Source organism: Xanthomonas fragariae, assembly GCF_017603965.1.
GTDB lineage: Bacteria > Pseudomonadota > Gammaproteobacteria > Xanthomonadales > Xanthomonadaceae > Xanthomonas > Xanthomonas fragariae_A.
Genome location: NZ_CP071955.1, coordinates 602,103 through 624,479, shown reverse-complemented (window position 1 = coordinate 624,479; position 22,377 = coordinate 602,103). Strand labels below are relative to the sequence as shown.

Annotated in this window: 19 protein-coding genes and 1 other RNA gene; 7 read left to right on the top strand and 13 right to left on the bottom strand. The window is 58.4% G+C overall.

What is annotated here, in order from left to right; translation table 11 throughout:
- The first annotated feature begins 17 nt into the window (after window positions 1–17).
- The 6 genes from J5I97_RS02955 to J5I97_RS02930 all read left to right on the top strand — a co-directional run bounded on the left by J5I97_RS02955 (window position 18) and on the right by J5I97_RS02930 (window position 8,176).
- Window positions 18–2,183 carry a hypothetical protein gene (locus J5I97_RS02955; RefSeq protein ID WP_238135717.1) on the top strand — a complete coding sequence of 722 codons (2,166 nt, stop codon included), beginning with the start codon at window positions 18–20 and terminating at the stop codon, window positions 2,181–2,183.
- 246 nt (window positions 2,184–2,429) lie between these two features.
- Window positions 2,430–3,371 (top strand): NAD-dependent epimerase/dehydratase family protein, encoded by a 942-nt coding sequence (locus J5I97_RS02950; protein WP_208588959.1) that lies wholly within the window; start codon window positions 2,430–2,432, stop codon window positions 3,369–3,371.
- A gap of 29 nt (window positions 3,372–3,400) precedes the next feature.
- On the top strand, window positions 3,401–4,708 hold the full coding sequence (locus J5I97_RS02945; protein ID WP_208588957.1) for an NAD(P)/FAD-dependent oxidoreductase: 1,308 nt from the start codon (window positions 3,401–3,403) through the stop codon (window positions 4,706–4,708).
- On the top strand, window positions 4,705–5,109 hold the full coding sequence (locus J5I97_RS02940) for a GtrA family protein (protein ID WP_208588955.1): 405 nt from the start codon (window positions 4,705–4,707) through the stop codon (window positions 5,107–5,109). The genes J5I97_RS02945 and J5I97_RS02940 overlap by 4 nt, the downstream gene beginning before the upstream one ends.
- A gap of 184 nt (window positions 5,110–5,293) precedes the next feature.
- Window positions 5,294–7,021: a hypothetical protein gene (locus tag J5I97_RS02935; protein ID WP_208588954.1), complete on the top strand. Its 1,728-nt coding sequence runs from the start codon at window positions 5,294–5,296 to the stop codon at window positions 7,019–7,021.
- A 366-nt stretch (window positions 7,022–7,387) separates the two neighbouring features.
- The gene (locus tag J5I97_RS02930; protein WP_430541815.1) at window positions 7,388–8,176 is read left to right on the top strand and encodes an IS30 family transposase; all 789 of its coding nucleotides are present in this window, start codon (window positions 7,388–7,390) and stop codon (window positions 8,174–8,176) included.
- Between the two features lie 301 nt (window positions 8,177–8,477).
- Here the strand turns inward: J5I97_RS02930 and J5I97_RS02925 are convergent, their stop codons facing one another.
- The 12 genes from J5I97_RS02925 to J5I97_RS02870 form a co-directional block, all read right to left on the bottom strand.
- Window positions 8,478–10,175 (bottom strand): rhamnan synthesis F family protein, encoded by a 1,698-nt coding sequence (locus tag J5I97_RS02925; protein ID WP_208588953.1) that lies wholly within the window; start codon window positions 10,173–10,175, stop codon window positions 8,478–8,480.
- Window positions 10,172–11,485, bottom strand: a complete 1,314-nt coding sequence (locus tag J5I97_RS02920; protein WP_208588952.1) for a glycosyltransferase WbsX family protein — start codon at window positions 11,483–11,485, stop codon at window positions 10,172–10,174. The genes J5I97_RS02925 and J5I97_RS02920 overlap by 4 nt, the downstream gene beginning before the upstream one ends.
- Window positions 11,486–11,657: 172 nt before the next feature.
- A complete protein-coding gene (locus tag J5I97_RS02915; protein WP_208588951.1) occupies window positions 11,658–12,749 on the bottom strand; it encodes a class I SAM-dependent methyltransferase in 1,092 nt (363 codons plus the stop codon).
- Window positions 12,749–13,378 (bottom strand): CatB-related O-acetyltransferase, encoded by a 630-nt coding sequence (locus tag J5I97_RS02910; protein ID WP_208588950.1) that lies wholly within the window; start codon window positions 13,376–13,378, stop codon window positions 12,749–12,751. The genes J5I97_RS02915 and J5I97_RS02910 overlap by 1 nt, the downstream gene beginning before the upstream one ends.
- A complete protein-coding gene (locus tag J5I97_RS02905) occupies window positions 13,375–14,739 on the bottom strand; it encodes an ABC transporter ATP-binding protein (protein WP_208588949.1) in 1,365 nt (454 codons plus the stop codon). The genes J5I97_RS02910 and J5I97_RS02905 overlap by 4 nt, the downstream gene beginning before the upstream one ends.
- Window positions 14,729–15,568, bottom strand: a complete 840-nt coding sequence (locus J5I97_RS02900; protein WP_208588947.1) for an ABC transporter permease — start codon at window positions 15,566–15,568, stop codon at window positions 14,729–14,731. Before J5I97_RS02900 ends, J5I97_RS02905 begins: the two co-directional genes overlap by 11 nt.
- A complete protein-coding gene (locus J5I97_RS02895) occupies window positions 15,565–16,761 on the bottom strand; it encodes a cystathionine gamma-synthase (RefSeq protein WP_208588946.1) in 1,197 nt (398 codons plus the stop codon). The genes J5I97_RS02900 and J5I97_RS02895 overlap by 4 nt, the downstream gene beginning before the upstream one ends.
- A gap of 89 nt (window positions 16,762–16,850) precedes the next feature.
- Window positions 16,851–18,221 carry a pyridoxal-phosphate dependent enzyme gene (locus J5I97_RS02890; protein WP_208588944.1) on the bottom strand — a complete coding sequence of 457 codons (1,371 nt, stop codon included), beginning with the start codon at window positions 18,219–18,221 and terminating at the stop codon, window positions 16,851–16,853.
- Between the two features lie 83 nt (window positions 18,222–18,304).
- A non-coding RNA gene (locus J5I97_RS02885) (sX9 sRNA) lies at window positions 18,305–18,380 on the bottom strand.
- Between the two features lie 207 nt (window positions 18,381–18,587).
- Window positions 18,588–18,806, bottom strand: a complete 219-nt coding sequence (locus J5I97_RS02880) for a YdcH family protein (protein ID WP_002814034.1) — start codon at window positions 18,804–18,806, stop codon at window positions 18,588–18,590.
- A 357-nt stretch (window positions 18,807–19,163) separates the two neighbouring features.
- The gene (locus J5I97_RS02875) at window positions 19,164–20,054 is read right to left on the bottom strand and encodes a hypothetical protein (RefSeq protein ID WP_208588942.1); all 891 of its coding nucleotides are present in this window, start codon (window positions 20,052–20,054) and stop codon (window positions 19,164–19,166) included.
- Window positions 20,051–20,434 carry a DUF4398 domain-containing protein gene (locus J5I97_RS02870; RefSeq protein WP_208588940.1) on the bottom strand — a complete coding sequence of 128 codons (384 nt, stop codon included), beginning with the start codon at window positions 20,432–20,434 and terminating at the stop codon, window positions 20,051–20,053. The genes J5I97_RS02875 and J5I97_RS02870 overlap by 4 nt, the downstream gene beginning before the upstream one ends.
- Before the next feature lie 98 nt (window positions 20,435–20,532).
- Here J5I97_RS02870 and J5I97_RS02865 point away from each other — a divergent pair, with 98 nt between their 5' ends.
- The gene (locus J5I97_RS02865) at window positions 20,533–21,666 is read left to right on the top strand and encodes a PilT/PilU family type 4a pilus ATPase (protein ID WP_208588939.1); all 1,134 of its coding nucleotides are present in this window, start codon (window positions 20,533–20,535) and stop codon (window positions 21,664–21,666) included.
- A gap of 25 nt (window positions 21,667–21,691) precedes the next feature.
- On the opposite strand, the gene maiA is transcribed toward J5I97_RS02865, so the two are convergent.
- Window positions 21,692–22,363, bottom strand: coding sequence for a maleylacetoacetate isomerase (gene maiA / locus J5I97_RS02860; RefSeq protein WP_208588937.1), 672 nt, complete (start codon window positions 22,361–22,363; stop codon window positions 21,692–21,694).
- Window positions 22,364–22,377: the final 14 nt, after the last annotated feature.

Genomic DNA, 22,377 nt, shown 5'->3' with positions numbered 1-22,377 from the left:
ACCTACCCCTCTACGTCCTGAAGGGCCTGCTGCTCGCTTGTCTGTTGTTCGTGAACGGATGCAGTGCCTATAAAGACCCGGTTTTGGACACCAACGGCGGGTGTGCTCCAACAAGCTCTCCTTTCCTGCCGCCTGACCCAACGGTTGATGGCCGCATTACATATTGCGAGGGCGGTGACGGCTGGACCGGCACGATTGAATCCCAGACCTATCCGCCAGGCACGCGAAACGTCGAAGTCATGCTGACCGGCTACCCAAATACCCCGGGCGTGACCATCAGTGCGGTTGCCAATGCAGGCAAGGCAACGTTCCCGCTGTTTCCTTCCCAGCCACGAGAGCGCTGGCAACGCGTAATGCTAGAGATCCCGCCCCGTGTTTCGCAGGCCGGATTTCGGATCCGTATTGAAGATCGATCCGTCGACCATTTTGGCTGGGCGGGAATTGGCGCTTCAAAAGTTAGCCCTGCCAAGGCCTTTGCAAACGGTTTGCTGCCCATGTTGGCGGCCGTGCTGTTGGGCAACACGTGGCTGATCGCAGTGTGCTTGTGCTTTTCTGGAGCTGGAGTTGGTCACCCTCGCGATCGGCTGCTCCAAGGCTTGCTTGCCGGCAGCTGCGCCTGGCTGCTGATCTTCATTGGCTACGTCGCATCGCCCCAGTTGGGTGGTGTGATGGCGTCATTGTTTCTGATCTTGCCTTTCCCTGCTGCGCTGCTGCTCGGTTGGCGACGCCATACGCTGCTAACTGAGCTTGCCGGCATGCAAAAGGCACTGTTGCCTGTGCTTATGTTCGCAGTTCTGACGCTCTGGGTCGGTCTGTTCCCGTTCCACTGGGACGGGCAGCCCAATGGCGACCCTGCCATCCGGTGGTCTCACCTGTCGACAGATGCCTGGCTCCCGTTGTTCTTTGGCGACATGCTGGCACGCGGCAAAATCGACGTACCGATGGTAGGCGATTGGCTCAGTAGTGACCGCCCTCCCCTCCAGGTAGGGCTGTATCTCATGCTGTACAAGGTATTGCCCGAAACGCGTGCACTGGTTTACCAAGGCATATCGACTTGGGCACAGGCATTGGTGTTGCTACCCTTGGCTTCGCTGCTCGCTCGTCTAGTGAACACCAGGGCTCAGGCAATTGCGTTGCTTGTGCTCTGCCTTTCCGCGTCGATGCTCATCAATACGCTTTTCGTCTGGCCCAAGCTTTTTGCGGCAGCCTTTTCCCTGATCTACTATCTAGCGCTTTTCCCGGGCGAACGTATGCCCAGGCGATGGGGCCAAGCAGGCATCGCAGCAGCGATGGCACTGCTTGCCCATGGCGGCGCATTGTTTTTCCTGGTAGGCGCCTCCCTCGTGCACCTGGCTTTTTACCGCCGTCAGAGCGTGGCCATGTTGGTGCGGGCCGGCTCAATTGCAATCGTCCTCTATCTTCCGTGGATTGCATATCAACGGCTCGTTGACCCACCAGGAGACCGCCTGCTCAAATGGCATTTTGCCGGCAAAATCCCTGTCAGTGATGAAACCGCGATGCATGCCATTGCCAGCGCCTACTCTCAACTGACCCCTGCCACATGGATTTCTGGCCGAATGGAGAATTTTTCCGCGATCCTCAAGGGGGCGCTATCAAGTCCCTACGACTTAATGCGGACCATCGCGCAGCAAGACCCAGCAATGGCGTCGCGCTTCATCGATGATGACTTCTTCTATACATTCCATTCAATGTGGTTTTCTACGCCATTATTGCTACTGCCCTGCTTATCGCTTATTTACTTGCGCTCCCGACGCAGCAGACATGCCGATCTCGCATTCAAAGACATGCTGCAAATGGCAGCGACAATCACCCTTACCATATTCATTTGGGTCACAGCGCTATTTGAAGGCGGGACGACGACAATCCATACAGGCGCTTACGCAGGCACGTTGCTACTGCAACTTGTAGTCTTAGCTGCTGCCTGGCGCAGCAGCGCTTATCTTTTTTATCCGATCTGCGCCGCCAACGTCGCGGCCGCGCTTTTCATCTATATATTGGACAGACATTTCCTACCTGACCTGCAAGCGCTTTATCTATTGGGAACCATATTTTTCTGCGGCGGCTTGCTATTCGCATCGTTTATCTCTACGAGGGAGCGCAGTGATAGCCGATCGATCTGCCAACATGATCCTTTCCCAAGGACTATCCGGGACACCTATTGATACTGTTGCAAAAAACCTATCAACGACGAGTCGAATGCCATGTCAGGCGCCCGTTGTAAAGCTGCATGCTCTACAAGCAAAAATTGCCAATGCATGCTGCCACCAATGAATACTACGGCCGGCAATGATTGCTCAGTCGGCAACTCGATCGCATCATGACGCCAGCATGGCCCGTTTAGCTATACCGAAGCGCCACCCATGACATTGCCAGAGCGAATCTCATCCCATCCGTTTCCGAGTCCATCCATGGCACAGAAGAATGACAAAATCATCCTGACAGGCGCCGCAGGCCTAGTAGGGCAGAACCTAATCGTCGAGCTGAAGCAACAGGGTTATACCCAGCTGGTCGCCATCGACAAGCATGCGCATAACTTGGGCATTATGCAAAGCCTACATCCAGACGTTAAGACTATCCATGCAGATCTTGCCGAGCCAGGCGAGTGGGCCGAAGCCTTCCGGGACGCGCGGCTGGTAGTCCAGCTACACGCACAGATCACAGGCAAGAGCACCGATCAGTTCGTTCGCAACAACCAGACGGCCACGGCACACGTATTGGCCGCCTGCAAGGCGGCCGCAGTGCCTTATATGGTGCACATCAGCTCATCGGTGGTGAACTCGGTTGCCAACGATGACTACACCAACACAAAGCGCGCCCAGGAAGAGATGGTGGTGACCAGTGGCCAGCATCATTGCGTGCTGCGCCCGACGCTGATGTTCGGCTGGTTCGATCCTAAGCATCTAGGCTGGCTGTCTCGCTTTATGGAGCGCACGGCCGTGTTCCCGATTCCCGGCGATGGCCGCTTCATGCGCCAGCCGTTGTACGAGCGTGACTTCTGTCGCTGCATCGCCAAGTGCATCGAAACCGAACCGGAAGGCACCTACGACATCGTCGGCGAGACCCGGGTGGACTACGTCGATATCATCCGCACCATCAAGCGGGTCAAGAATCTCCGTACCATCATCGTGCACGTCCCAATCGGCTTCTTTGCATTCCTTCTACGCACCTACTCACTGTTCACCAGCAAGCCTCCTTTCACAGCAGACCAGCTCAAGGCACTGAGCGCTGGAGACGACTTCAAGGGGATCGACACCGAAGCGGTGTTCGGTGTGCGTCAGACATCGTTCGAAGACGCCATTCGTGAAAGCTACACCGACCCGCGCTATAGCCACATCGTGTTGCAGCGCTGACCAGACAGAATATAGACGGAACCACATCAATGAGCACATTCGCCATCATCGGAAGCGGCCCCATGGGCCTCATGGCAGCACTGGAGCTGCTTAAGAAGGGTCACCAGGTCGATGTGTATGAACGCGACGACCGTATAGGCGGCATGTCGGCCGACTTCGATTTCGATGGCCTGCGTATCGAGCGTTATTACCACTTCATCTGCAAGACCGACTACCCGCTGTTTTCGCTGCTCGATGAGATGCAGCTGTCGGACCGCCTGCACTGGACGGACACCAAGATGGGGTATTTTTACCAAGGCAGACTGCACAAATGGGGCACACCCTTTGCGTTGCTCGGCTTCCCGCATTTGGGGCTGGTGGACAAAGTGCGTTATGCGCTGCACGTGATGCATACCAAGGGAATCAAGGACTGGTCAGCCTTGGACAAGGAGAACGCGCGCGACTGGATCACCCGCTGGATCGGCCCCAAGGCCTACAAGGTAATGTGGGAGAAGGCCTTCGCACTGAAGTTCTTCGAGTATCAAAATGACTTGTCAGCATCCTGGATCGGCACGCGCATCAAGCGTGTGGCGCTGTCGCGGCGCAATCTTTTGAATGAAAGCATGGGTTACTTGGAGGGGGGGTCAGCGGTGCTGCTCGACCGGATGGCGACAGAGGTCCGTCGCCTTGGCGGCAACATCCTACTGAGCCAACCGATTGAGGAAGTCACGTCCAAGGACGGCAAGGTAACAGGCATCCTCACGCCGGAAACGCACAAGGCTTATACCAATGTGATTTCTACCGCACCCATCCAGTACGTCCCCAAGCTGGTCCCTTGCCTGCCCAAGGACTATGCCGACAAGATCGCCGTCATCGACAACATCCCGGTAGCTTGCGTGATCCTGAAGTTGTCGCACCCGGTCAGCGAAAACTTTTGGATGAACATCAGCGATGAGCGTATCGACATCCCTGGCCTGATCGAATACAGCAACCTCAACCCCGGCAGGGGTCCGGGGGAGCACATCGTGTATGCGCCTTACTACATGCCAAAGACCCATCCCAAGTGGAGATGGGCCAACCAGCAGCTCATCGACGAGGTGATCAGCTACTTGCCGATGATCAATCCAGCATTCAAGGCGGAATGGATCCGTGCAACACATTGCCACCGGTATGAGTACGCGCAGACCATCTGTCCGCCAGGCTTCCAAGACATGCTGCCGTCGATGCAGTCTCCTCTGGCGGGATTCTTCATGGCGGACACAGCCTACTACTATCCGGAAGACCGCTCGATCAACGAAAGCATCGCGGTAGGCCAGACGTTGGCCCGCCTGGCGGCCCAAGGTGCTGCCGGCAAGTGAAGGCTACCGTTCCGTCTCGTCAGTTCATCATGTTCCTGTTTGCGGGCGGTCTTGCTGCGGCGGTCAACTTCGGCTCGCGCATCGCTCTTAGCCACTGGATGGACTATGTGCCTTCGATCATCATTGCCTACCTGTTGGGTATGATGTCGGCATTCATGCTCAACAAGCTGTTCGTTTTCAGCGAAGCTCGCAATCGTCTCCACCATCAGGTCATGTGGTTCATCTTGATCAATCTGGTGGCTGTGGTGCAGACGATCGTCATCAGTCTCCTGCTTGCACGATGGCTGCTGCCTGCCATCGGTGTGGATTTCCACAATGAGACTATCGCCCACAGCATCGGCGTCGTCGTGCCGGTGATCACCAGTTACCTCGGGCATAAGCGATTTTCGTTCAGAACCTGAACCGCGTTCGCACACCGGCGGGCATTCCTGACAAAGCTCGCAGGCCGGCATTCCACGCGGTGGCTGAGCAGGCATCACGCAATGCATGGCGGTCGCTTCGTATCCTGTGGTCGAAGGCGGGCGTTAAAGTTACCGGAGCGCGGCATGTCACATCGATCGTCACTTTGAGCAGGGAAAACTTCCGGTGAACCAAAACAGTTCCGACAATCGATTTACTGACTCGAAACCGCTGCCACCGCTGTCCGAGCGGAGCCTGGGCCACTGGCGGGGCCTGCTTTCTGCGTGGTGGCTGCTTGGTGGCCTGGTCATTCTGCTCAGCACGATTTTCGGCGTCGCTCAGCACTTTTCGTCCACGATCTATATGGACGAGTGGGACGGAATGATTGGGTTCTGGCAGAAGCTCGGCAATGGAGACACGAGCGCATGGTGGGCACAGCACAATGAACATCGGATCGTGTTGACCCGCGCCCTGTTCTGGCTGGACCTGCACTTTTTCAAAGGGCAGGGCTATCTGCTGATTCCGGCAAATGTGATTTTGCACCTGGCCATCGCTGCCGTTTTCATCGTTGCATATATTCGCTTTGCCACGCAGCGCCACTCACTTACCGTCGTCGTCGGCGTAGTGCTTACCGGACGTTTTCTATGGATGCAGGACGATAACCTGACATGGGGTTTCCAGAGTCAGTTCATCGCCGTCTACCTTTTTGCCATCGCCTCATTCCTTGCATACAGCCGATCCACTCGGGAAGGACCCTTGACACCTCAGGTGCTTGGTCTGGTGCTGGCATTTACCTCAATGCTCAGCATGAGCAATGGCTTGATCGCGTTTCCCGTTCTGGTAGTCATGTCCTTCATGCTGCGGTTGACATGGAAGCACCGCCTCGTTGCGATTGCGGCCATGGGCGTTGCGTGGGCGCTGTATTTTCATGGTTACCGGAGCCCCCCTTATCATGCATCTCCGGTGGACGGCATACTGCACCATCCGATCGACGTCATCCATTACGCGCTGAATTTTCTGGGTTCCCCAGCGGCATTTCTCGGCGCTGGCCTGCATGCGCCACTGATCGTCGGCACGTTGCTGCTGATGGCAGTGACGACTATGAGTGTCTTGCTGGTGCGGCGTGGCGAGCTCAACAGCTATCGCTTATACATCGGAGCCGCCTTCGCGTTTGCCGCGGCAGCCGCTCTGTTAGCAGGCAGTGGCCGATACAACCTGGGCCTCGATACCGCGGTCACTAGCCGCTATACCACCCCTGCGTTGATCGCCTGGCTGAGTGCGTTTCTGCTGTTTGCCGATATTGCCAGCAAGACACGCTTCTGGACTGTCGTCGTGGTACTTGGCGTGCTGGTACTGCCCGCTGGTTTATGGAGCCAGCGCGTCATGATGACCATGCCGCCGCAGCCGTTCTACCGTGATGTTGCAGTGTTGGGCGTCAAGATGGGGATCCGGGATGGCAGCTATATCGACTGGATGTATCCGCGCAACGGGCAGGATATCGTCGTATCACTGATGAATTATGCCGACAAGGAAGGATTGACCGTCTACGGCAAGGATTGGGTTAGAAACATCGGAACGCTTGAATTCTCGCGCGATCGGGTGGACGCCACCGCATGCAAAGGCTCGCTGGATGATGCCAAGCACATCGATGGCGCCTGGTTGCTCAACGGTTGGGCATTGGCCGAAGCAGACCGGAAGGCAAAGCTTATCGTGCTCACCGGACAGGATGACGCCACTGTGGGCTATGGCGTACTCGGTGAGGTACGCCCCGACGTTGCTCAGGCCGTGGCAGGCGCCTCCGGCACAACCGGCTGGCGTGGCTATGTGATCTCCGCCAACGGCCAGGTGAGCGCATGGCTCTATACGCGAGGGCGGTTCTGTCCCCTGGCTTCGAATATCGATTTCAGGCCCTGAATTACCCTGACAAGCCCGGCGCCCTCGCCTTTCCATCGCGCCTGATCTGATTGCAGGCTGCTACCTGATCTAGCGCCCCACCCCCAGAGGCCGAAGATAAAGACGATGTCCTTGTAAAAGCGCAGGTGTTCGGACATGGCGATGCACATTGCGTCCGACCATGAAAGGTCGGCGCAGGAAAACCCGCATCTGATTGGCAAATAAGTTCCCCCGGCGGCTTCAACTCTGATTCGCAACACCAACAGTTGTGAAGTGGTCCAGGCGACCTGACCTGAACGACTTCACCGCGAAATGGAGTTGCCCATGTCATCAAGCCGCCTGGACCTGTCAGAACGATACCGTCTACATGCGTTATATGAAACCGGCATGTCGATGCGGGCCATCGCCAGTGTGTTGGAGCGTGCGCCCAGCACGATCAGCCGCGAACTGCGCCGCAATCAGCACGCTCGGCAGATCTGCCAGATCACGCGCAGCGCCTCAGCGATGCATCGGCGCACACGGGCCAGCCGGCGTCCACGCATCGACGCTGAGCGCATCGCACAGATCGAGATCTTGCTGGGCGAGGACTTCAGCCCGGAACAGATTGCCGGTCGCACCGGCTTGGCCAGTCACGAATGGATCTATCGGCACATCTACGCCGACCAGAAGCGCGGTGGTCAGTTGTTCACGCATCTACGCAAGCGCCGCCGCAAGCGCCGTCGGCGGGGCGTGCGCGATGGCCGCGGGCAGCTGACACATCGGCGCAGCTGGACACAGCGCCCAAGCGTGGTGGAGCAACGCAGCCGCATCGGCGACTGGGAGCTGGATACCATCAGGGCCTCACACGGAAAGGCTGTGGTGGTCAGCATGACCGAACGCCGCAGTCGCCTGCATCTGCTGGCTTACTCGCCTGACGGCACCGCCGAGAACGTACGCAACGCCATCGTCCAGCGGCTGGGTGGTCTACGCCAGACAGTGCACACCCTCACCGCCGACAATGGCAAGGAGTTTGCTGATCATCGGCTCATTGCAGCCTGCCTGCAGAGCGATTTCTATTTTGCAGACCCGTACTGTGCCTGGCAGCGTGGCAGCAACGAAAATGCCAACGGGTTGACGCGCCAGTACTTGCCACGACAGACCGATTTCAGCACCATCGCCGACGCGCACCTGCGATAGATCGAGCAGCGGCTCTACAATCGTCCGCGCAAGATACTCGGATTCAAAACGCCCCTCGAAGTCTTCTCCGAGGAGGTCCTTAACAGCGTTGCGAATCGGAGTTGAATTCGCCCCGGATTTCACGATTTTGTAGAACGTGAATGCTTCGGCCAAGGCGACTTCGTTGGATTTGCCAACGAACACCTCCTGCTGATAGACAGACGGAAAACCGGGCAACCCGAGCGAGGAGTCATTGATTGAACGGAGAAGAAGCTCATACCACTGCTGATCATCCATTACCATGCTCCGTTGATCGAACCAGTTAGGAAGGCAGGACGAAAATTCCCTGATTTTCGTAACTCTCCTGTCGTAAAGCAGCGTTTGGCGAACGCGTGGTAGCTGCGAAAAAACCTGCCTGCTCCACCCAAAGCACGAACAAGCGCTCAATCACATGCGCCAGCGTAGCATCCCGCTGCCCCGCTTCCGGGTCGAACTCGCTTAATCCGATGCTTCGCGCCCGAAGTGCACTCAGCGCGGCGGGACGGAACCAGAACATCGTACCTGCGAAAAAACCAAGACGGATCCGCTTTTCTTCGATGCCGGTCTCGGCTGCAAGAACACGCAGGCGCTCCTCGTTGCCCCCCCAAAATCTTGCGTTGCTGAGGTAAGCCGACTCGGGACCGACGATGCCGCATGCCGGATGATCATCAAAAGCGCGAAGCACTCTCAGAACGTCGAACGACGATCCCAGCAACGCCTTCATCAGATCATCGCGCCACTGGCCGCCGCCATCGTGGTAGACACTCTTCTTCGAATGTATCTTGCAGACAGCGTCGTAGCGATCGAGCAGCCCTGTGTTGAGCAGGCTGATGAATGGCCCAACATCGCGTCCAATATTAGGATGGATGAATACGGATGCCCGGATCTTATGCTCCTGAAAGTAACGAACCGCAATTCGCCGGTCGGAAATCGACTTCACAGACACGAAGACATCGTAATCGACGATCACGTTGCGCATATAGGCGCAAATCGAATCGATCAGATCGATATGAAATAGGTGCAGGACGATCCCAAAACGAGAGCTTAGACTTTCTGCATCTATTGCTCCCACACCGTAATGTTCCAGCTCATCCGAAGCGGGAGAATCGTCTCCAGTAACGATCGGCATGATGTTCTTACGTGTCTGGCGCATCCGCGCGACTTCACGCTCTATCATCGCCCGCACATCCGCATCGGGAATGACGCTTGCCAACTCCACGTCGAGCACTCCGTTCGGATCTTCGCGAAGCACTTCGCTCTTGATAAAGCCAAACCGGCGATACAGCTCGTCCCAGTGGTAATGAGCGGGATTGGCCTGGAGCACTCCCTGTTTGCTCGGCGCTGCGATAAGAGCGTTGACACCTTCGCGTAGCCGCTTGCGCTTTATTCTGGCCGCCGCCACCCGCTTTGCGGTTGCGTCAGGGCGATACGCAACCCCGATCTTCGCACCATGACTGAGGAGCCATTGGGTCAAGCCAACTTCATAGGAAAGAATGATTTCCCACTTATCGTCCAATACGCGGACATTTCTCCAGAATCGATCAAAGTAATGGCTAAAGAACGCGCTCTTGCGGAACACTAGGAAGTACGACTGAAGGTGGCGAGTGACCTGCAACGACTCTGTCATCCCCCAAACATCGCAGTCGACGTCGTGCATCTGTGCGAATGCCTTGCCGATGCCGCCCCGATCAATCGTGACCACGCTGTCATTGGCGATGATCAGCTCATCGTAGGAATACAGCGCCTCGACGGCAAAGATACCGGTACGAAACGAGTAAAAATCGTAGCCGACGTTTTCGCGCACGATCACCGTGATCCGGTCATCCAGACCAAGGGCCTGTTCGGGCGCCAACCGGGTCGATACCAATACGATCCGTTCGGCGTGCGACAGCAACTCGTCAAGCAGGCGCCGAGTGAACTCTGTAAGCAAGCCTTCGGCGTCGAAGTGTGCGACGACCGCTACCCGACGCGTGGCCGTCATCGGGTCCATACCTGGTAAACCTGGACGGCGAACGCACGAAATCGCGGGAAGGGCCTCAGCACCCTTCCAATCAAAGATCGAACGCGCGATGGCTTGATGAGAGGGGCTTCCAACGGCTTGGCGCGGCGTAGTTCCGCTGAAAGCAGTACCACTTCGTTGATAAGGCGGTCGCGATCATCCAGCAGCTCCGTCGCGCGTTCACCACCGAGCGCACGAAGCAGCTGACCGTCGCTGAAGAGTTCCTCCAGGTCGGGGCGCCCTCCCGTCACCGCGGCATGCGTCGCTTCAAGGTAGGCCAAGCCATGCTTCAGATCGGGTTCGAGATGGCAGCCCTCCCCCCATTCGTTCCAGGCGTTGATGAAGATCAGTTGATCTTCAGGGGCATTGTTGACACGCGTGTAATCGATCAGCCGGCGCAGCCAATACTGGTAGATCGACGGTGAAGAATCCAACAGGATGTGAGACGTGTGCTGACGTCTGGCAGTGTTATCCCACGAAGGGACAATGCCGCGGTACCAGCGAAAATCAGGTTTTTCGCGGCTGATGGACTGCGCGACAACCTTGCGATAGTCAGCTATGCCGCCCCGGAACTCCGGATTGAGCATATCGACATGATGGGTGACTCGGTTTTCGGAGCCGAGAAAGGTATGAGGTGGAAATTCGACGGCAGCGTCGAAACCCCAGTCGCGGGGATCGACGATTCCGTAAAACTGCACGGCGACCAGATGGATTTCGCCAATGCCGTGCTGCCGTGCGACATCGCGCCAGCGCTCTGCGGTGCGCTTTGAATCCGGAAACAAGTCTGCACGATAGACGAGTAGCATCGGCTTTCCGTCCACCCGGATCGCACGTCGATCGCTCAACAACGGCAAAATATCCTCAAGGAACCGGCGATCTTCATCCTCCCCGTGCTTCTGCTCTAACAGGACGTCCTTTTCCATGCCGTCCCAGGTCCGCGTCCAGTTCTCGTTCGCCCAGCAGATGCAAAATGGAAACTCGATGTCGCTCTTCAAATAGTTGTCGATCGGCAGCTCGAGGATACGGCGCCCATCGAACCAGTAGTAATAGAAACAGAACCCATGCACACCGTACAGCTTGGCAAGCTCCGCCTGTGCTCGCATATTGTCGACAAGACGCAGATCATAGAACCCAAGTTCGCGAGGAACATGCGGCTGATAATGACCAACGAAATTCGGCCGCCCTTTGGCTACATTGGTCCACTCAGTGAAACCAGGACCCCACCATTCTGAATTTTCAGCTACCGGGTGGTACTGCGGCAGATAAAAGGCAATTGGCTTTACAGTCGACATTGTTATCCCAAAAATTCAGATAGATCCCGGTTACCGAGACACCTTCAAGGCTGGAAGCAGAAATCCCCCTGCTACAGACCGCTTGATCGTACATGACCAGAGCCCTCTGGTCTTTTTGTGCTCTTGGCAACAACCTTACGGCCAAGGCACATGGCGTGAATTCAGTTGCCAATCAACGGCGCCACCAACGTTGTTGCAGCAACACCTTGTCGAGTTTTTGCTCACTACTCTCCAAACGTGGCACCACTAACGCCTTGATTGCATTCAGCGCTTGTGCGCGCTCCTCGGCAACTGCCCGCTGCAGCTCTGCAGACGCCGCGGAGTCCTGTGAAAGCTGCTGAACCTGCTGCTCCAATTGCTGGACATGCAACGCGTGTTGCTGGGACTGCCGTTCCAGGTCATGGAGGTGTTGCTGAGCCTGCTGCTCCAGCTGCTGAAATTGCTGCTGCAGCTGCTGTGCCTGCTGCTCCAAGTGTTGTACGTGCTGCTGCTGCATCTGCCCTTGCTGAGTCAGATGCATAACCTGACCACGCGCATCGGCCAGACCTGCATAGACGCGCTCAAGCTCCTCGATATTCTTGACATTGCGCCCAAGCACGTCGAACAAGCGATTAATCGGTGCGAACGCACCCGCCGAAGCGGTGTCGGCAAGCTCTAATAGAGCTGGATTACGTTGTTCGCCAACCAGCAGCACACCAAGCCCATAAGTGTGGGTAAATTCGAATGCAGGATATTGCTGGCTGATTTCGGCCCAGTACTGCCAGACTCCAAAACCACGCTCGCGCACACAGGTGTCGTGAAATAGCACAACACCACAACTGGTAAGCTTTGGCAACCACGTCTCGAAATCTTCGCGCACCGCTTCATAGGTGTGTAACCCATCGATGTGCAACAAGTCGATCGAGTCGTCAGCAAAGTATTCCAGCGCTTCGTTGAAGCGCATCCGCAGCATTTCGGAGATACCGGGGTAGTTGCGCTGCTGATAACCACGTAGCTCGTTGTAAATGTCGTCGCCATAGAAGCCGGCGTGTTCGTCGCCTTCCCAGCTATCGACTGCAAACACGCGCGAGGTGAGTTCCTGCTCCTCGACCGCCTGACAGAAGGCAAGGAAAGATGCACCACTATGCGTCCCCAGCTCCACGATCGACCGCGGCCGAAGCTGCTCAACAAGCCACGACGCGAACGGGACATGCCCCAGCCATGCGCTGAAAGGGACCGATCGCGGAGCGATCAACATACTGGGAGATAGTGAAAAGTCGATCATCAAACGGTCTGATTGGCCAAAGGAGAAGTGGACTCGTCACTCTGCGAGACGGCAGCAGCGAGAAACGCGCTGATATCGTCAGCGCAGAGAAGGGATTCGAATGCACGGATCTTTTCGATCGGCCATTGCCACCAGCGAATCTTCAGCAGTTGCGCGATGACCTGTTCGTCGAAGCGCATGCGCACTACACGCGCCGGATTACCCGCGACAACGGCATAAGGCGGCACATCCTTGCTGACGACTGCGCCAGCCCCGATGCACGCACCATCACCTACAGCGACGCCGGAAACCACCATGGCGCCATGCCCGATCCAGACATCGTTACCGATGACGGTGGGGCCTTTCGTGTGCGGATGTCCGTCCTGCCCTGCGCCCGGGGAGTTCAGTGCGATCCGTAGCGGATACGTGGTAACCCAATCCAGGCGATGCTCGCCACCGCCAAAGATGAGCACACCATCGGCTATCGAACAAAATGCACCGACATCAATGCGCTCACCCTCGCTCCACAACTTGAATTGTGGATTTCCGTAAGTGAAGCGACCAACGGAAATGCGCGGGTCGTCAGTCAACAATGGAGGAATGAATCCGTGACGCTCCGTCACCGACGGCAGAGCAGCTACGCTGCTCATGATCTTGCATCCGTCCGTTTCATCGTTACCTCATCGAACGGGATACCCACCAACCCATAGCGCAAACGCGGCGAGGCGACACGAATCAATACCGCATCATGCAACCAGGCGTGCTGGGTATTGGCGTATGGATCGCCATCGGCAATAGAGACCGTCATGGAGTACTCGCCGTTGGGCAGAAGTGGCAGAGTAAAACGGAATGATGCCTCCAGGCCGGTATCAGCCTCTACCTGCATGGGCGGCTGCACATAGGTATAGGTGTGTTCGCCGAACAACGATTGTCCAAGCCGATCCTTGACAAAAAACCCAATCAGCGGACTCTGCAGCGGTTGGTAGGCAGTGGCCCGCACCTTCAACAAGACATCTTCGCCACCGGAAAAAGAAGTGAAAGGTTCGCCCTGATCATTGCACAGGGTCACCGAGTCGATGCTGGCAACGCCAGATTGCCATCCACCCGAGTTGGCAACGTTGTCGAAGAGCTCAACCTTCAGGTCCTTCTCAATACGGACTGCCGGCGGTGCCTTTGGCTCGCTCTTCCCTGCCTGCCGCGACTGTAGCTTGACCGTGTCGCCATACACTTCCTGGGAGCAGTACTCAATATACACATTGCATGTTTCCTGCGCCGTACCGTGCATCCGCATTTCACCACGATCGAGCCACACCGCGCTCTGGCAGAAATTCAGTACCGAGGACGTGTCATGGCTGACGAACAGCAGCGTGCCGTTCTCGCGGAACTTGCGCAGGAAGCGCATGCATTTCTGCACAAAGATGGCATCACCTACCGCGAGCGCTTCGTCGATCACCAAAATATCGGCATCGACGTGAGCAATCACCGCGAATGCCAGTCGCACATACATGCCGCTGGAATAGGTTTTGACCGGCTGTTCGAGAAAGTCGCCAATGTCGGCGAATGCGACGATGTCATCGTATTTGCGATCGATATCCTCGCGCGTCAGGCCGAGGATCGAGGCGCTCATGTACACATTCTCGCGCCCGGTGAATTCAGGGTTGAAACCCGCGCCGAGTTCCAACAACGCTGCAATACGCCCGCGCACGGCGACTTCGCCAGTGGTTGGCTGCAAGGTGCCGCAGATGATCTGCAGCAGGGTGGATTTACCGGAACCGTTGCGCCCGATGATGCCCACCGTGTCGCCACGGCGCACTTCGAAGTTGACGCCTTTCAGCGCCCAGAACTCTCGATAGTGGGTATGACCGGGCTTGCCCAGGAAGCGCGACAGACGCGGCAAAATTGCCTGTTTGAGCCGATCCTGCGGCTGCGAGTAGACCTGGAAACACTTGGTGACATCCGATACACGGATAGCCAGCTCTGCTTCGCTTTGGACTGATTGCTTAGATGACATCGGCAAATCCTCGGCGCAGCTTCTGAAAGCACAAATAGCCAAACCAGGCAAAAAACGCAGCAAAGACGGTGTATTTACCCAACCCAGCGAAATCAGGCGGAAGGCCCCATATCAATACATTTCGCGACTGTTCAATGATGAAAGTGAGCGGGTTGAGGTAGATCCACTTGCGGATACCCTCGGGCAACGAGGTCACTGGGTAGAAAACCGGCGCCAGGAACAACAGGATCGTGGTCAAGATTCCGGTCATTTGTCCGATGTCACGTACGAATACGCCGAGCGCGGACAGCATCCAGGCCAAACCCATCGTCAGCATCACCAGTGGGAACAGTACCAACGGGAGGTACACCACCGTCATCGGCAAGACCCCACGGATAAACAACTGTGCAAGCAGCAGCACAGCCAGCGACACCAATGCATGGAACAGTGCTGCTCCCATTGCTACCCATGGAAGCGTCTCCAACGGAAACACCACGCGCTTGACGTAGCTTGCGTTACCGACGATCAGGCTGGGAGCGCGGTTCACGCATTCGGCAAAAATGCCGTGCACCAAGATACCAACGAACAGAATGATGGCGAAGTCGCCCTTGTTCGACGTCTCCACACCCCAGCGCGCGTTGAAGACAACCGAAAACACAAAGGTGTAGACCGCCAGCATCAGCAGTGGGTTAAAAAACGACCAGGCAAGACCCATCAACGAGCCACGATAACGACTGATGACTTCTCGTTTAGCTAGCTGGTAGATGAGGACGCGATTGCCGACGAAGCTGCGCAACATGGAGGTCGGCGAACCCGACGCAGCGATGGAAGAGGAGATCATTTGATTCATGAAGAAGTACCGCCAAGCGCCCGCTCCAAATCCCCCTGCAAATCCCCCACATCCTCAACCCCCACACTCAGCCGCACCAGCGCATCGCTGATGCCAAGCTGTTCGCGGCGAGCCACAGGAATCGAGGCGTGCGTCATAACGGCGGGATGATTCACCAGACTCTCCACGCCACCTAGCGATTCGGCCAGGGTGAAGAGTTTGGTCTTCTCGCAAAAACGCTTCGCCGCATCAAACCCGCCCTTGAGGACGATCGAGACGATGCCGCCGAAACCGGACATCTGGCGTTTGGCCAGTGCGTGCTGCGGGTGCGAGGCCAGGCCGGGGTAGATCACTTTTTCGATTGCGGGGTGGGTTTCCAGCCATTGCGCCAGCGCCAGGGCGTTCTCGCAATGCGCGCGCATGCGCAGCGGCAGGGTCTTGAGGCCGCGCAGGGCCAGGAAGCTGTCGAAGGGTCCTTGCACGCCGCCAATGGAGTTCTGGAGGAACCCCAGTTGTTCGGCCAACTCGGCGTTGTCGCCCACCACTGCAATGCCGCCGACCATGTCCGAGTGGCCGTTGAGGTACTTGGTGGCCGAGTGCACGACGATATCGGCGCCCAGGCTGAGCGGGCGTTGCAGCATCGGCGAGGCGAAGGTGTTGTCGACCACGATCGGCAGGCCGTGCTGGCGCGCAATGGCGGCAATAGCGGCGATGTCGACCAGCTTGAGCATCGGGTTGGTTGGGGTTTCGATCCACACCATCTTGGTTTCAGGGCGGATCGCCGCTTCGAAGGCGGCCGGGTCGGTCAGGTCGACGAAGCTGAAATCCAGGCCAGCGGTGCGGCGACGCACGCGCTCGAACAGGCGGAAGGTGCCGCCATACAGGTCGTCCATCGCCACCACGTGGCTGCCGGCATCCAGCAATTCCATCACCGTGGAGGTGGCGGCCATGCCGGAGGCGAACGCGAATGCGCGCGTGCCGCCTTCCAGCGTAGCCACGCAGCGCTCATAGGCGAAACGCGTGGGATTGTGGGTACGCGAATACTCGAAGCCCTGATGCTCACCCGGGCTGGACTGGGCATAGGTGGACGTCGCGTAGATCGGCGGCATCACTGCGCCGGTGCTGGGATCCGGCGACTGCCCTCCATGGATCGCCAGCGTTGCGGGCGAAAGTTCGCGCTCGCCGTCGTGGCTGGTGGTGGTGCGATTGGACATGGAGCTTCCCGGAAAAAGTGGCGGATTGTAACAAGCAGGTCTGAATGGCCGGTGCCGCGCGTCTTATCCAGGCGTGTGGCACTGCGCGATCACTGCACGCGGCGGCGCAGGTAGTTGAGTAAGTCGATGCGGGTGATCAGACCGAGGAACTGATTGCCGTCCATCACGATGGCAACCTGGCCGCGGTCGAACACCGGAAGCAGCGCTTCGATCGGGGATGCAAGATCCAGACGATCGAGCTTGCTGACCATGGCGGTGGAAATCGGGTCGCGGAAGCGCGCTTCGTCGCCGTACACATGCAGCAGCACATCGCTTTCGTCGACGATGCCGACCAGCTCGCCGTCGTCGATCACCGGCAATTGCGAGACGTCGTACAGCTTCATGCGCTGGTAGGCGGTGGTCAGCAGATCCTTGGGGCCGACCACCACGGTGTCGCGTTTGTTGTATGGGCGCAGGATCAGGTCGCGCAGATCGCCGTACTGCGGGCGCTCCAGGAAGCCGTTGTCCAGCATCCAGTAGTCGTTGTACATCTTGGACAGGTACTTGTTGCCGGTATCGCAGACGAACACCAGCACGCGCTTGGGCGTGGTCTGTTCTCGGCAATACTTCAGCGCGGCAGCCAGCAGGGTGCCGGTGGACGAGCCGCCGAGGATACCCTCCTTGGCCAGCAGCTCGCGCGCGGTGTGGAAGCTTTCGGCATCGCTGATCGAATACGCCTTCTTGACGCGCGAGAAGTCGGAGATATCCGGCAGAAAATCCTCACCGATACCTTCGACCAGCCAGCTACCGGACTTTTCGCTGACCGTGCCTTCTTCGATGTAATGAGTCAGGATCGAGCCGACCGGGTCGGCCAATACCAATTCGGTGTGCGGCGAAGCGGTAGCGAAGGCGCGCGACAGGCCGGTCATGGTGCCGGAACTGCCACAGCCGAACACGATCGCGTCCAGTTGACCGTCCATCTGCGCCAGGATCTCAGGGCCGGTGCCGAATTGGTGCGCGGCCGGGTTGTCGGGGTTGCCGAACTGGTTGATGAAGTAGGCGCCGGGCGTTTCGGATGCAATCTTGGCGGCCAGATCCTGGTAGTACTCCGGGTGACCCTTGGCCACGTCCGAACGGGTCATCACCACTTGGGCGCCCATGGCTTTGAGGTTGAAGATCTTCTCGCGGCTCATTTTGTCCGGCACTACCAGGATCAGCTGGTAGCCCTTCTGCTGCGCGACCAGCGCCAGACCCAGGCCGGTGTTACCGGCAGTACCTTCGACCAGCGTCGTGCCAGGCTTCAGATCGCCGCGCTGTTCGGCTGCTTCAATCATCGACAGACCGATACGGTCCTTGATCGATCCACCGGGGTTGGCCGCCTCCAGCTTGAGAAACAGTTCGCAGACGCCGGTGTCTAGGTGCTGTGCCTTGACGATCGGCGTGTTGCCGATCAGTTCGAGTACGGAGGAATGGATCGCCATCGGGGTGTCGTCACTGCGTCGCACAGGGCTAAGGCGCCCATTATCCGACGAACGGCTAGGGAATGCTCATTCAGACTTAGAGCGGCTAACACAACGTAGCGAGCAGTCGTCAGGTGGGTGCGGACGGCGCAGAGGAACGGCAGTGTACGCGTGGTACATGCCGATTCCGAGCACCGGCCGCGCCCGCCTGGCGGTGAGCGCAGTCGTTTTGTTAGCCGCTCTTAAAGCGATTGCGCCCGCCTATGAACGAGCGTACTCAATCAGGTGCTCGAAAGGCCCCAAAAAGTAAAGACGCGGACGGTGGCTAGCCGACGAGGAGGCTGCCACCGCCCGCGACGGTGAACTTGTTCTGACGGTGGGGAAAGATCAGTGCGTGAGCTGGTCGTACATCCGGGTGAGCTTTTCTTTGGCCTGCAATTTTTCGCGTTTCATCTGGCCCAAGGTCACGTCATCGATGGGGAGCACGCCAAGTTCGGCATCCATGCATTTCTTGTTCAAAAGCTTGTGGCGTTGGTACAGCTGCTTGAACTCGGGATCGGACTTGACCAATGCGTCGATTTCGGTCTGCGGTTGCCCTTCGAACATGGCATTACCTCCTTCTTATACAATTGAAACAAGAACGCCCCGGCCGCTTGGGGGACGGGGCGCTGCTTCGGGATGGAAGACCCGGGCGTCACAACAGCCAAAACTACAACAGCAGACGCGCGGGCTGAAACACCGGTTTTCTCACCCAATTGCGTGAATGCGTGCGCTTGCGTCACTGGCCCGGCCCTCCGTACTTCCAGGCAACGGGTGTGCTGCCCAGGAATACGACCCTACGCCGGTCGCGGAGGGGGTTCAAGGCCAGAACGGGGCTTTTGCCGTCCGCTGCGTCAATCAGTGACCGGGGTTCAACCAGGCGTCATGTCCGGGTTAAAAGGCCTTAACTTCCAACCACTTGCGTTACGGCGACACAACGACATCGGCAGCGCGCGTCTTGCTGGCGGCGGCCTTGCTACCGATCACCTGTAGCCGCGCACTGGTAACGCCAGCGGCGACCAGAGCGTCACGGACCGATTCGGCCCGCTTGTTGGCAGTGGCTGCATCGCTGTCGAAGCCGACGATGCTCACCCGACCTTTCTTGACGATGTTCAGATATTCGGCCAGCGCCTTGACCTGCCCTGCCGCATCGCCGGACAGTGCAGCCTTGCCACCGAACGCACCACTGCCCAACGAAAACACTTCGCCGCGGGGTTCGAACCTGGCGGACGGCAACTTGGCTCCGGACACCAGTTCGGCTTCCTCGTGCGCCAGTTGCACGGCTTTCTGCTGGGCCGCATTGAGCTTGGCGGTCTGCTTGCCGGCCACGCTGGTCAGCGCCAGCTCCGCGTCCTGGCGAGCCAACGTTTCCTGTTCGGCAGCCTGACGCATGCGCTCGGCCTCCTCGGCCTGGATCTGCGCCTGCACGCGCAACCGCTCAGCCTCCTGGCGCGCATGCGCGGCGTCACGGCGGCTGGCTTCGATCAGCAAATCGTTGCGAGTGCCTTCCAGCCGCTCCAGCTCGCGTCGTGCCAGTGCGGTGCGGGCGGTGAGCTCGGCGATTTCGACCCGGCGATCGGCCAGGAACACCAGTTCGTCACGGTCGCGGCGCTTGGCTTCGGCCAGAGCAGCCACGCTCTGCTGCGCCTGGAGCCGCTCGAAGCGTGCCAACTCGTTGGCTTGCGGGTCGTTTTGCAGGGCAGCCAAGCGCCGGTTAAGCGTGTCGGCCTGCGGGTCGTCCTTCGCGGCCATCGCCAGCGGCGGCAGTGCGGCCAAGCTCAATACACCGAGATAGAGGAGTGGATGCAGTTTCATCGGCCACTCTCCCCGGTGTTGAGGCTGTTCTGCAGCTGCGCAACTTCTTTGCGGCGCTGTTCCAGCTGGGCGGCGACCACCGCTTCTTCGCTGCGTGCCTTGGCCAAATCGGCATCGGCGGCTGCGCGCAAGGCGATCTGTGGCACCTGCTTGCGCTGGCGCTTGTCCAGTTGCGCCTGCTGGGCCTGCATCAGTTCCTGGCGGGCCAGGTTGACCAGATCGGGGGCATATTGGTCGGCATCGGCCTGGGTGGCGCGTTGCACGGCCTGTTCGGCGGCGGTGAGCTCCGGTGCCACCTGGGCGGCGACAGGAGAGGAAAGAACCATGAAAAAGGCGATGCCGTACAGGGATCGCCGCAAGTATGCGAAGCTAGCCGTCATTAGGGGAGCCGTAGCGAGAGGTCTTGAGCACGGCCATTGTCGGAAGCCTGCGGCGCACTTGCAACGAGACGCTGCTGTTTGTTGGGGAACCATTGCGCATGGATATCGGCTACTTCCTGAAGCTGATGACCGAAAAGAATGCCTCGGACATGTTCTTGACCACCGGCGCACCGGTGTACATCAAGATCGAAGGCAAGCTCTACCCGCTCGGCAATACGGGGTTGCCGCCAGGAATAGTCAGGAAAATCGCATATTCGTTGATGGACGAAGAGCAAGTGAGGCGGTTCGAGCGCGAGTTGGAATTCAACATGGCAATCGCCCTGCAGGATGCCGGGCGCTTCCGCGTGAACGTGTTCAAACAGCGTGGCGAGGTGGGGATGGTGATCCGCGCCATCCGCAGCAGGATCCCCAGCATCGAAGAACTCAATCTGCCGCAGGTGCTCAAGGACATCATCATGACACCGCGCGGGCTGGTGCTGGTGGTCGGCTCGACCGGCTCGGGTAAGTCGACCTCGCTGGCTTCGATGATCGACCACCGCAACAGCACTACTACCGGGCACATCCTCACTATCGAGGACCCGATCGAATATCTGCACAAGCACAAGATGTCGATCGTGAATCAGCGCGAGGTAGGTCTGGATACGCATACCTTCCAAAGCGCGCTAAAGAACGCGATGCGTGAAGCGCCGGACGTGATCCTGATCGGCGAAATCCTAGACGCCGAAACCATGGAGGCGGCGATCGCCTTCGCCGAAACCGGTCACCTGTGTCTGGCGACGCTGCACTCCAACAATGCCGACCAGACTATCGAGCGCATCCTCAATTTCTTCCAGGAAAGCGCGCACAAGAATGTGCTGATGAATCTGGCGCTGAATCTGCGCGCCGTCGTCTCACAGCGGCTGGTCAAGGGCGCGGACGGGCGCCGCCGCCCCGCTACCGAAGTGCTGCTCAACACCCCGATGATTCGCGACCTACTGCGTCGCGGCCAGGTGCACGAGGTCAAACAAGCGATGGAGGAATCTCTGGAAGAAGGCATGCAGACCTTCGACCAATGCCTGTTCCGGATGGTCAAATCAGGCGAAATCGAGCAGGAGGAAGCGCTGCGCTCAGCCGACTCGCGCGATGGCCTGGCGTTGAAGTTCCGCCTGTCCGAAGGCAGCTCCGGCGAGCACGACCCGTATGCGGATTACGAAACGGCAGCGGCGCCGAAGATCAGTCACGGGTTTATCTGAGCGAGGTTTGAGGTAGTGTGACCAATCAGCTGCTCGGCGACGCATCCAGCTGTGTTTCTGGTCGCGCCGCATCGAATGCCGGCAATGCCAGGCATGCCTGTTCGGTGCGCTGCAGAGTGGGATACGGCGTCAGGGCGATCTCAAAACGGTGCGCGTTGTAGAGCTGCGGGATCAGCACGCAATCGGCCAGGCCCGGCGTGTCGCCGTGGCAGAAGCTTCCGGTGTGAGGATCGGTAGTGAACTGCGCTTCCAGCGCCGCAAACCCGCGCTGCATCCAGCGATGCGTCCACTCCTGGCGTTGCGCAGCATCCAATTGCCATTCGTGCTCAAAGAACTGGGTGATACGCAGGTTGTTGAGCGGATGCACATCGCAGGCGATGACCTGCGCCAATGCGCGCACGCGGGCGCGTTCGGCCGGCGCTGCTGGGAGCAGATGCCTAGTGTCGGGAAACGCTTCTTCCAGATACTCCAGGATCGCCAGCGACTGCGGAATCACCACCGCACCATGCCGCAATGTAGGCACCAGTTCCTGCGGATTGAGCTGCGTATACGCCGATGCGTGCTGCTCGCCACCAGCGCGCACCAGATGCACCGGATGCGTCACGTAGGCCAACGCCCTCAACTGCAGGCCGATGCGCACGCGATACGCGGCGCTGGAGCGCCAGTACGAAAACAGCTCCAGTTGTTGCGCGCTCATGCACGGCCTCGCGT